This window comes from Bacteroides sp. 43_46, from assembly GCF_001915455.1.
In the GTDB taxonomy this organism is placed as follows: domain Bacteria; phylum Bacteroidota; class Bacteroidia; order Bacteroidales; family Bacteroidaceae; genus Bacteroides; species Bacteroides caccae.
The window spans coordinates 34474-46802 of the sequence record NZ_MNQN01000117.1 but is presented as its reverse complement, the minus strand read 5'-3'; the positions used below and the strand labels follow the sequence as shown (position 1 = coordinate 46802).

The 12329-nt window shown below is 40.7% G+C and carries 9 protein-coding genes; 2 read left to right on the top strand and 7 right to left on the bottom strand.

Going from position 1 to position 12329, the window contains the following annotated elements:
• Positions 1-343 precede the first annotated feature (343 nt).
• Genes phoU through pstC form a run of 4 tightly spaced genes read right to left on the bottom strand, consistent with a single transcriptional unit; the run spans position 344 to position 3929 of the window.
• Positions 344-1033, bottom strand: coding sequence for a phosphate signaling complex protein PhoU (gene phoU / locus BHV72_RS12895; protein WP_005678190.1), 690 nt, complete (start codon positions 1031-1033; stop codon positions 344-346).
• Between the two features lie 56 nt (positions 1034-1089).
• Positions 1090-1848 carry a phosphate ABC transporter ATP-binding protein PstB gene (gene pstB / locus BHV72_RS12890; RefSeq protein ID WP_005681294.1) on the bottom strand — a complete coding sequence of 253 codons (759 nt, stop codon included), beginning with the start codon at positions 1846-1848 and terminating at the stop codon, positions 1090-1092.
• A 7-nt stretch (positions 1849-1855) separates the two neighbouring features.
• Positions 1856-2731, bottom strand: coding sequence for a phosphate ABC transporter permease PstA (gene pstA / locus BHV72_RS12885; protein ID WP_005681296.1), 876 nt, complete (start codon positions 2729-2731; stop codon positions 1856-1858).
• 1 nt (position 2732) lies between these two features.
• On the bottom strand, positions 2733-3929 hold the full coding sequence (gene pstC, locus BHV72_RS12880) for a phosphate ABC transporter permease subunit PstC (protein WP_122134564.1): 1197 nt from the start codon (positions 3927-3929) through the stop codon (positions 2733-2735).
• A gap of 177 nt (positions 3930-4106) precedes the next feature.
• Between pstC and BHV72_RS12875 the strand changes: the two genes are divergently transcribed.
• Positions 4107-4919 (top strand): PstS family phosphate ABC transporter substrate-binding protein, encoded by an 813-nt coding sequence (locus tag BHV72_RS12875; RefSeq protein ID WP_005678186.1) that lies wholly within the window; start codon positions 4107-4109, stop codon positions 4917-4919.
• A gap of 149 nt (positions 4920-5068) precedes the next feature.
• Entirely contained in the window at positions 5069-5635 is a 567-nt protein-coding gene (locus BHV72_RS12870) for an RNA polymerase sigma factor (protein ID WP_286856125.1), read from the top strand.
• 80 nt (positions 5636-5715) lie between these two features.
• Here BHV72_RS12870 and BHV72_RS12865 read toward each other — a convergent pair whose 3' ends face one another.
• From BHV72_RS12865 to BHV72_RS12855, 3 genes are all read right to left on the bottom strand, one after another.
• Positions 5716-8286, bottom strand: a complete 2571-nt coding sequence (locus tag BHV72_RS12865; protein ID WP_286856124.1) for a M60 family metallopeptidase — start codon at positions 8284-8286, stop codon at positions 5716-5718.
• A 13-nt stretch (positions 8287-8299) separates the two neighbouring features.
• Positions 8300-10321: a LamG-like jellyroll fold domain-containing protein gene (locus BHV72_RS12860; RefSeq protein WP_286856123.1), complete on the bottom strand. Its 2022-nt coding sequence runs from the start codon at positions 10319-10321 to the stop codon at positions 8300-8302.
• An 89-nt stretch (positions 10322-10410) separates the two neighbouring features.
• Complete coding sequence (locus BHV72_RS12855; RefSeq protein WP_286856122.1) at positions 10411-12306, bottom strand: RagB/SusD family nutrient uptake outer membrane protein; 1896 nt, start codon at positions 12304-12306, stop codon at positions 10411-10413.
• Between the last annotated feature and the right edge of the window lie 23 nt (positions 12307-12329).

The window sequence follows — 12329 nt, the reverse complement described above, 5'->3', positions numbered from 1 at the left end:
AGATACAAAATCTTTAGGTAATAACAAAGCCCCAGCTTGTGAAAGTCGGGGCTTTGTGCTTAAAAAAAAGAAGGTGCGCATTTTGACACACCTCCTTTTTCAGTTTTCAATAGGTATTAGTTTTTTTTAAGGTAAAAAGATTGTTTTCAGGATAACGGTGCAAATATAGTCGCTTTTACTGATACTCTCCAAATTATAAAACATGTCATATAACATCTTTTTGAAAATTCTTTGGATTTATTATCATTTGACGCAAAAACGCCTGTAACTTACCCGTTATAGGAGACAAATATAGGATAAAATTTTAAGGAGCCCTAATTTCTGTTTAAAAAACTGCAAAAAATTATCTATTCGGATAGTTCTCGTCTATCTTTCCGCTATGCTTTAATACCTTGGCGTCAATGAAGAAAACAATCTCTTCGGCGATATTATTAATGTGGTCGCCGGAACGTTCCAATTTACGGAAAACGCTCACCAAATCCACACACGTATGTACTGTTTCAGGATGTTCAATGATATAATCGGCAAGGATTCCCGTTGCCTGTGCGTTGATTTCGTCCAGCAGATTATCTTTGCCGAATACGGTAGTTGCCATTTCAATACTCTCCTCATGCAAGGCACGTTTTGCCAGTTCCAACATTGAAAGTACCTCAGCATGCATCTCACCCAAACGCAGACGCGTCATTAACTCAGCGTCAAGCACCGGTTCTTTGCAACGTATCACGAAACGGGCAATCCCTTCCGCAAAGTCTCCCAAGCGTTCCAGATTCGTATTAATCTTCAGCATAGCCAATACAAAACGAAGGTCGATTGCTACCGGATTGTATAGTGCGATAATATCTTCCACATCACTGTCTATTTTTAGTTCGAAGGCATTCACCCGGCGTTCACGGACCATTACCTGTTGCGCCAACTCCTTGTCGAGTGTCAAAACAGCCTCCCCGGCACGGTCAAGCTGATTATACACCAACGTCCACATCTCGTCAATTTCCTTCTTCAATAGAATGAGTTCCGATTCTATAAACTTTACCATAGTCTATTATATATAAGTGTTAATATTCCTATTTATCCCCGCCATTCCGGTACAAACTATCCGAAACGTCCTGTAATATAATTCTGCGTAGCCTCTTTCTCCGGATTCGTGAAAATCTTCTTCGTATTGTCAAATTCCACCATTTCACCCATATAAAAGAACGCGGTCTTATCACTTACACGAGCTGCCTGCTGCATATTATGCGTTACAATCACAATCGTATAGTCCTTCTTTAATTCGTGAATCAATTCTTCCACTTTAGCCGTAGAAATAGGGTCGAGTGCAGAAGCAGGCTCATCCATCAACAACACTGAAGGAGATACCGCCATTGCACGAGCGATACAAAGACGCTGCTGCTGCCCGCCGGACAAAGCATAGGCCGATTCTTTCAGTTTATCTTTCACTTCATCCCAAAGCGCAGCTCCTTTCAGCGTTTCTTCCACCCGTTGACGAATGAATGCATTATCCTTCACTCCATTCACACGAAGTCCATAAGCCACATTCTCGAAGATACTTTTCGGAAAAGGATTAGGACGCTGGAACACCATTCCCACATTCTTACGAAGTTCGTCCACTTCCACTCCTTTCGCATATATATTCTGTCCGTCAATACGAATCTCCCCCTCCAAGCGGGTAGCGGGAATCAAATCATTCATCCGGTTGAAAAGCCGGAGAAAGGTAGACTTTCCACAACCGGAAGGCCCGATAAACGCAACAACCGATTTTTCCTCAATCTGCATACTGATTCCTTTCAAAGCATGGAAATCACCATACCAGAAATTCACATCACGCGCATCTATTTTTACTGTATCCATATATTATTTAATTCGTCTTTACTCTTTTTTCAAAATATTTCCTCAAAGCATTAGCCAGCAGATTCACCAGTAGGATAATCACAATCAGGACCAATGCAGTGCCATAAGCTAACGGCAACTGCGCCTCCATATCTGTTCCACTGGTCGAAATCACATACAAGTGATAAGGCAACGCCATACACTGGTCAAGAATACCGGTCGGCAACTGCGGCAGGAAGTAAGCGGCGCAAGTAAACAGAATAGGAGCCGTTTCACCCGAAACACGCCCTAAAGCCAGAATCAGCCCGGTGATAATGTTCGGCATTCCCATAGGCAGAATTACATGCCAGATCGTTTGCAACTTTGTTGCTCCCAATGCCCGACTACCTTCACGCATACTATCCGGAATAGCCTTCAACGCTTCTTCCGTAGTACGTATCACCAAAGGTACACAAAGTAAGCCTAACGTCAAAGAACCCGCTAGGATACTGTCACCAAAGCCCATATAATTGACAAACAATGCCATACCAAACAAACCGAACACAATAGAGGGAATACCACTCAGGTTATTCGTCATTACCCGGATAAAGCGTACCAATTTTCCTTTCGGCGCATACTCATTCATGTAGATGCCACTCATCACACCTACCGGGAAAGCAAACAACGCACTACCTACCATTAGATAAAAAGTACCTACGATAGCCGGCCAGATACCTCCACCCCTCATACCGTCCGTAGGTGCTGAAGTGATAAACTCCCAACTGATAGCACCACTGCCTTTATATATAATAAACCCGAGAATTGCAAAGAGTATCAGCACAATACAAAGACTCAACAAGCGGAAAATTCCGAAAGCCAGCTTCTGCGAACGATGTTTAGCCTTATTATTACTACAAATTTCCATTTTATTTACTACGTTTTAATCCTTTAGAAGAAATGTATTCCACGCTAAAGTTAATAATTAGTGTGATGAAGAACAGCACGACGCCCAACATAAACAAGGCCTGATAATGCGGACCACCGGCAGGAGCTTCTCCCAATTCCGCCGCAATGGTAGCCGGAATGGTACGCAACGGTTCGAGAATAGTAGTCGGAATTACGGCAGCATTACCCGTCACCATTAACACCGCCATTGTTTCACCGATAGCCCGTCCGATGCCAAGCACTACTCCGGAAGTAATCCCCGAAATAGAATAAGGAATCACTACCTTATATATAGTCTGCCATTGCGAAGCTCCTAATGCCAGACTCGCCTCCCGCATAGCACGCGGACAGTTTCTCATCGCATCCTCCGTCACCGTAATTATGGTAGGCAATGCCATAATAGCCAGCACGACACTTCCTGCCAATCCACTCTCGCCCACCGGAAGATCAAACAGTTTCTGAATCAACGGAACAATAACGATCAATCCGAAAAAGCCGTATACAACGGAAGGAATACCACTCAATAATTCAATAATAGGTTTCAGCCAGCTCCGTACCTTCGGATTTGCCACTTCGGACATATAAATAGAAACCGAAAGTCCGAACGGTAATGCAAAAAGAATAGCAAACAAGCTTACCCACAACGTACCGGCAATCAAAGGCAGAAATCCGAACTGTGCTGCCGGAGTTGCCGTCGGAAACCATTCGGCACCTGCAAAAACATCCTTTACCGAGATCGTGTTATCCTCTATAAGATGCACCGAGTCAGGATGAACGATAAACTTCTGCGGAACAAATGCCACAATACCCGGCATCTTTTCCACTAGTTCCGTTATCTTCTCACCTGCATATTCATAAGCGGGGCCGAGTTCTTCTTCGGTATAATACTGTGTTATATCCTCCAGACGGAAAACCCGGATAGGCAGGTCTTTCCCGCCGAGTTCTTTCCAGTTCGTTATCTCCTCATCGAAAACATTCTTTATCTGCGCCGGAGTCAGCACGCTTACCTTATTACTCTTATTCAGCGCCAACACATATCCTTCTTCAATCACTTTACTTTTGAATAGCCCGAAAGCTTCAGTAAACAGGAAAAGAACGATAAGCAGAATTGTAATACTCGTTACGAAACCGCTACAAGTCAGGACACCTTCTATAATCTTTTCAAAAAACTTTTTCATACCTATTTGAATTCTGATGCAAAGAAAGCATCTCCTTATTAAGGGGATGTGACTAACGTTTGAAGGAAATGTTTCAATCATATTACATTTGTATTACAACATCTATTTCCACCCTACATGAAACAAGAATGTAATATCCAATTGTTTTATTTGCACCAGCAATAAAAAGAATAATTTATGAAAGTGAGAAGAAACTTATTAATCGCCTTTTCCCTACTCTCTCTTAGTGTCAATGCACAACGTATCAAAGGCAGCGACACTGTATTGCCTGTCGCCCAGCAGACAGCAGAACGGTTTATGAACCAGCACCCTGACGCCCGTGTCACAGTGACTGGCGGAGGAACCGGTGTAGGTATCTCCGCTTTAATGGATAACACAACGGACATCGCCATGGCCTCCCGTCCAATCAAGTTCAGCGAAAAGATGAAAATCAAGGAAGCCGGACAGGATGTAGACGAAATCATTGTAGCCTATGATGCTCTTGCCGTAGTGGTACATCCTTCCAATCCTGTGAAACAACTTACCCGCCAGCAATTGGAAGACATTTTCCGTGGAAAGATCACCAACTGGAAACAAGTGGGCGGAGACGACCGCAAAATAGTAGTGTACTCCCGTGAAACATCTTCCGGAACTTACGAATTTTTCAAGGAAAGCGTATTGAAAAACAAAAATTATATGTCGAGCAGCCTTTCCATGCCTGCCACCGGTGCCATTATCCAGTCTGTCAGCCAGACAAAAGGAGCCATCGGATATGTCGGTCTGGCCTATGTATCTCCACGTATCAAGACTCTCTCCGTATCCTATGACGGAAGCCATTATGCTACGCCTTCGGTAGAAAATGCCACCAACAAAACATATCCGATCGTGCGCCCTCTTTATTACTATTACAATGTAAAAAACAAAGAGGCAGTCACCCCCTTGATTCAGTTTATTCTTTCACCCGAAGGACAGGAGATTATAAAAAAGAGCGGCTATATTCCGGTTAAGTAATCACATCCGTATCTATCAGAAGATGTGTTAAAAACCTGAATTAGAAAACAATTGGCAGATAGTCTAAACTTTTTTTCTATTTTTGAGGTTTTATTCCTTTTTTTTTCATAATATAGCCGATAAATATAATTATCACCAGAGCTTTAAATATGGAATTTGAGGAAAAAGACCTTGCAGCAAAGGTTTTTCATGGAAAAAAAGATAAACTACTATACATACTAGAACTTTCTTATAAGAAGTACTATAATTTGTTGTATAACTATGGATTAAAACTAACCAACGATTCTGAGTTGGTTCAGGACTTTATCCAAGAAATATTCACTAAACTTTGTAAACGTGAAAATATCGATAACATTTCTAATATAAAGATATACCTACTCCGTGCTATGCGTAATATAATCTACGATTATTACGCAGCCCAAAAAGATATAGTCAGCATCGATGATATGGAATTCTTAATTCCTGATAATGATGAAGTATTCAAGACATTCTTTTCTAAAAATGATGAGGAACTGCAAAAATATCAAACCTTATTGCAGACAATCAATTCTTTGCCCAATCAACAGAAACAAATTCTTTATTTATTTTACATAAAGGGATTAACTCATAAAGAGATTAGCGAAGTGTTGGATATCAATCCGCAATCATCTATGAACTCCCTTGCCAAATCTATCCGCAAGCTACGCATACAGTTCGGGCAGATATCCGAAAAATAGAGAAACCTTCATCGACGGATTTATTTTGTAAATATCCGAAAATGAAGGTTTTTCTAAAACATTAATATCTGACGAGTATATTAACGAACAGGTATTTCTACACGCCTCCCATCGGCCTGGACTGCATAAAGCTTAGCATCAGCCAGATCAATTCCACCAGGTATATCATACCCATACATATTAAAAAAATAAAGCAGGTCACCGTCCGCTGCCCCACGACGTAACTCGAAAGCCACAGCATTCTCTCCATTCTTCACTGAATATCTACGACCGTTAACCGTGCAATATACTTCACTGCTGACCGGTTTTACACTACCTTTAAACTGTGTATAATACCCGACATCCGAAGGCTCACTATCCAAACCAATATCTCCGGCTTTACGGTCTTCAATATATTGAAACGCGTGTTTCGGTTTGGGATAGATAGACATCTCTGCCTTTGCTTTCCGAATCATTTCCTCTGTTACAAGATAATCATAAGTTCCATATTGTTCGATGACACCCTTTCCCGGTATAAAGAATCCCCACAATTCAAAAAAGTCACTCAAATCCTCATGAGCAGCCTGTGAAGCCTTTACCGCTAACTTCAATTGAGCAGCTCCCGGGTTATTCTCATCAATACGATCTGCCCGTAATAATTGGAAAAGCGTTTGCCAAAATTTTTCATTATAACCACACCGATGATAATAATTCCACAGTTGCCAATACATACGCATATGGATTTCGGTATCTTCATTCATGTGATGTGGGTTTCCCATGTCGAACCAAGCCTGTCCTTCTACAAAACGCGCATCAGCCAAATGAAAAAGTTCACTACCACGAGAACAATATTTGCCTAATTTATAAAGCACATAATTAGAAAATAAATTATTGGAAGATTCAGTACAACCAGGCCAGTTTATCGCTTTCTGATGAATGTGTCCGATCTCATGTGCAGGTCCCCAGGCATTATCTTTATCTGCCATTACATTATCCCTCAATAAGATATTATCAAGATAAGTATAAACAAAAGCCACACGATAATCCGACGCCCACATATACCCATATTCCGGTGAAATAGCAAAAATATGATTATTCATTTGTGAAGGCCATACATCTTCAATCCCCATTAATTCCTGTTCCCAGCCAACAATATCATCCCACAAGTTAATGGCGGAAAGTATTCTATCGGGAACAAAACTCCGTAATTTTTCAGTATGGAAATAAAACATGATCTTATTACCACGAACACAAAAATACTTATGGTTTGCCGCAGCCAACAACTGTGCATATTTCTGATCCGTCTTATGATCTTTCAAATCAAAAAAGCCGGTCACTTTTCCACTACCTGAAGGAATATGAATGTTTACAGGTTTAGCCCTGTCATCATTGAGCATAGCTGTATACATCACAAATAATTGCCCGGATTCTTTCATCGTCAATTTGTTTATACCCGGAGATAGAAAATAAATAGAACCACTTGAGTTGACTATCCAACCTCTATCTTCTTCATCATTCGTATAAGTCTCTCCTATCACTTGCAAAGAGAGTTGCTGTCCGTATGTATCTCCGACCAATACGATGATTTCTTCATCTTTCTCCACCGATATACCGGTAGGATTATCAAGATTGCCATATTTTTTAGTCATCAATTTGTCTGCCCATTCGACAACATCACTGTACGGGGCATACTTTCTGATTCGGAACTCTTTCTCATGTGTATCGTATGTATCATTATACAGAGCTAAAGCCAAACGGGCAAAGTATCCCGGCAATTCATTGATAACATCTTCTGTGACACCTTCGTTCAAGGCAGTACATGAAAGATCTGTGAAGACTTTAAGTAATTGGTCATTCACCGAGCTTTCTTTATTATATCGGAAAAACTCCATTTCATCACAACTCACAAAGTTATTATATCCTGAATATACCATAAATTTAATGCCGCTAACACGCTTTGTCTCGTCAAACAAAACCCGTGACGCCATATCTTGTCCACGAAAATCGTATTCCCCATATTTCACCCAATCAGTATGTCCGATATCAGTGGCCGTATAAACTTCCACCCGACCAAAATTACCATTGCCGGCACGGGTATGATAAATCACATAATCAATCTCTGTATCCGGTTCAAAATAATATTCGAGCGACACTGGAAAATTTGCTGATTTTCCAAATAAAGAATGATAGCCATCAGCTTCAGGAGTAAACTTTCCGTCAAAAGAACATTCAATTCCACGACCATTTTGATGTTCCGAATCTTTGCCTCCAATAACCTTTACCTGGATATCTTCAGGCACCTCGAAGGTAGAAAACTGTAACACCGTAATCATATAATCATGAATAGCAGATGTTACGGATATCGTAGCAGTTCTATTATCACGAGTATTATTAGACTCTGCCTTCATCACTATAACCTGTCCTTTTTCCGGATCAGCCTCTTTATAAACTTTAAGCCAGTCCGCATCACTTTCCACCTGCCAATCCGACATAGGAAGCGTAGTCTTTACCTGAACGACAACGGTAGAAGCATTCCCGTCCAAGCTCTGTTGCAAAGCAGTTCCCTCAATTTCAAATTTTGAATTTAATTGTTCCTCATCTTTACAAGATTGCAATAGAAACAACCAAACTCCAATGAATCCAGCTAATCTTATGATATTATATATTTTCACAATTTCCTCCTTTCTATTCAAGTTCGAACACTGTTAATACAGCAGCATGGTCTCCAGGCCATACGTCATCTATCTCAGGCATTGTACGTACAATCTTCGAAGCAACAGTTTTTATTCCATTACCTTTACTATAAATAAAATCAACACGAGAAGTCTGCGACTGTCCGAAAATGACCGCATACGTTCCTTCTCCCCGCTCCAGTTCATCCGGGTTTATCTCTCTGAAAGTATCCCTAAAACCTTTATCAAGCATATAACGTGACACGGGCAGTTCCTCAGCTATATATCCGAAATGAATAGGAGCCGCCTTATGCGTCCAATCCAAATGGCTGCACGAATTAAAGTCCCCACCGATAATGACCGGCATAGAAGAATCCACATAAGGAATCAAGTCATTCTCCAACAGACGTTTCATATCGACCAAAGCTAATATACTATCCTCCGCAGCCCACCTATGAGTGTCCATTCCATAATTAGCATAATAACAAGTATATTCCGGCCGGTAGGCATAACGCAACCAGCAAGCATTCACATACACCTTTTTCCCGGAAGGGAGCGTGATTATAGCAGGATTTGAATAAAAAGTATTCTTCGTCTTAATTTTCTGTATAGGATAACGGCTAAACAAACACAAATTATCCCCTGGAGAAGGAGTCTGCAAATTAAATCCGATAGCTTTTGCTATCATTTCTTGCGAACCGTATCCTTCTTGCATAGTAACAACATCAGCACCGGACTGCTTAATCAGATCGATAATACGTTCGCGCCCATCTTTGCCCAAATGTTTACCTCCGTGCCAGATATTCCATTGGAGTACTTTCAGATATTTCTTATTATTCCGGCTATCAGATGTAATCATTACCGGGAGACAATCATCGGATAATATGGGAGTAATAGAACGACGGCCTATTTTTACAGACTGAACGTTTACTCCCAAGCAATTACCCAATACAGCCTCAGCATTGACATCGACCGTAACTAATAGATAGTTGGTACCATGTTTCAACCGCGTGAATTCGTTTTCCGAAAGACGTATCTTTATCTTTCCGGATTTCGGGACCAATCCGCCTTTTACCAATTCAATCCGTACATTCGAACGAGGTTTCGACCCGGTATTATAAATATGGATCCGTTCGATATCTTTCAACGAAGTACAATTTCCAAAATCAAGCACCAGTTCTTTTACCGCTTTAGGCGACTGTTCACCTTGAGTCTCTATACGTAGTTTTAACAGTTGAAAGTCTCGTTTTCCCCGGTCAACATCCCATTCGGCAGGCAAAGCCACTACCTTGAACAATTCTTGTTCTCCATATTCCGCACGAAATAAAGGGTTATCATTTTCAACCGCATAAGCTAAAGGGGCAGACTTATATTGCTCCAGACGGCCGTTACGCAAATGAAATGACAACCGTCCCTCCGCAGCTCTATTGATAGAGATATCCTCCGATAAATCATCAAAATTATAATAACCTTTCAAACAATCAAACTGACTGTGCCGTGCTGTGACCGGACGATACATCCATTCATTCAATTCCTTTTCCGTCAATCCTGTTTTCCAAATGCGCACTTCATCAATGCAACCACCAAAAGCGCTCTCTGATGATTCATTGATTCCGATTGCTCCGGGTAAAATGACAGTGGCAGTATCTTTACGAGCGACTTCCCGGCCATTAATATATAACAAGGTACAACGTCCATTACAGACTGCTGCTACATGCGTCCACTTTCCTTTAGGAATTTCTTCCCCAACCAATCCTGTAGCTACATTGCACAATCGTCCATGATCTATCACCAACGGCAGATAGTCCAACGAATTGAGTTCACTGTATTCTCCACCGCCAATAATCACTTCCTGCGACTTCCATTCATTATTATCAGGTTTAATCCATGCTTCCAATGTCCAATGGCGGCATAAGGTATCCATACCTATACGCAGATTATTGTCTTTACCGTCCAAACAGACAGCCTTGTTGGATTGTGCCAATAAATGTATTCCAAACAAACTAAAAAAAATAGTATATAACAATGTCTTCATAATACTTATTATAAAAAGTAGGGCCGGGAAGACCAAAGAATAACTGCGGTCGACCCGGCCACTAAATAAAAAAGTTAAGAGAGAGAGAATCAATTATAATATGGATTCTGCACTAATTGTGGCATTTTATTAGTTTCCTTCATCGGAATAGGCATTAAGTACTGTCCTTTATGGAAATTACGGATCAAAGGAATCTCTCTTACCTGGAAGAATCCTGCATCATCATTGGCAGCCACATTCAAACCTAAATCGGGTATCCCCAAATATTTCTCTGCAATTTTCCACCGACGAATATCAAAGAACTTCTGACCTTCAAGATAAAATTCAAGAGAACGTTCCTGTCTGACAATCTCCCTCAATCCTTCTTTTGTGTCTTGGTAACCGGGGTTAGTAGAAAAATTATCCCAGGCCTCGTCTACTTTGGGAATGCCCGCACGTACACGCACTTTATCGATATAATCTTTAGCTTTATCCAATTCTCCAATCTCCACCAAGGCTTCTGCATAATTCAAATACATTTCAGCCATACGGAAAAGAGGTAGCGGATAGTGCACCACGCCATCTTCATACGAAGGATGCACCAGTTTTTTGTTATGATATCCGGTAACAGAATAATAAAGGTCTTGATTTCGCTTACCATGACGGTCATTATTGCGTAATTCCTCCACAATGACCCGCTTGGCAGGATCATCACTCGTTATCTCGCCGTCATACTGCGTGATTTCATAGAAACCATGATGAAAACCTATGTTTGCATAAAAACGCGGCTCTCTGTCAAGATGCATTTTTATAGAAGTACCATTACTAACATTCGAGTAATTGTTTCCGTCATAATTCACCGGTAGCTCAACAATATTAAACCTCCCGTCATAATCATATGTCTTATCTTTATCCATTGGCAATCCATTCTTTGTATAAAACGATTCCACCATTTGCAATGTAGGCGCTATACCGCCTGAACCATCATACACAATGTCAATATATTGGCGAGGAATAGACCGATTCTGAATATCATAGTATCCTTCTTTCCGGGTATCAGCCCAAATGACTTCCGGACTTGGATTTGAAAAATCAATCACAGAATAACGTATTCTACGTTGTGCCGGATTAGATAATCCCGGACGATTATCGTCAGGAGTACCTGCATCATTATCATCATAAAGCCGGAAATTCAGTTTTTCCAGTTCTGTAATAGCCTGCAAAGAGATTTCCGCACTTTTTCTCCATTTGTCTTCCGAGTATTCCTGTGCAATCAAATGGCGTCCGTCTTTCTTACTTTTAAAATCGGCATACATCTCACTGTTACCATTAAATAACGGTGAAGCCGCATATAAATAAAGCCGGGATTTCAATGCATAGACAGCTACTTGTGTAGCTCGCCCAAAATCTTTTCCGGAATATGTGGTAGCCAAATCAGGAAAAGCTTCATCAAGCTTGCGATTTATGAACTCTACCACCTCATCATAACTACTACGTTCAGGAAATTCTTCAACATCCAACTTTGGGTCATAAAGTTTATCAATAATACATGTAGGACCGTAAGAACGCAAGGACAGAAAATGATAATAAGCTATCAAAAAATTAGCTTCGCCACGATAATGTTGCTTATCTGTAGGAACCAGATTTTTTGCCTTATCCAGGATATCCAGAAACATATAGCACTGCCGGATACCTTCCCAGATAGGAGACCATGTATCAGAAGTCATGTGCAGACTGGAAGGCCCGTATGTACCTTCATTAAAAGTAGAAAACATTTCTTTACGATAAAAAGAAGTTTCCGCCCCACACATCATCCAATAAGCATTATCACTAATCGCTCTGTTGGTAGGAAGAAAAGAATAACATGAATAAAGGTAATTCCGTACCAAATCCGGAGTTTCGTAAGAATCTTCTTCTTTCACAACTTCATCTGGTACAATATCCAAATAGTTACAAGCTGACAAGCCTAGCAAAAAAAGTCCACAGAACAAATATTTAAGTTTCATAGTTTTATAATTTTGTATCGTTT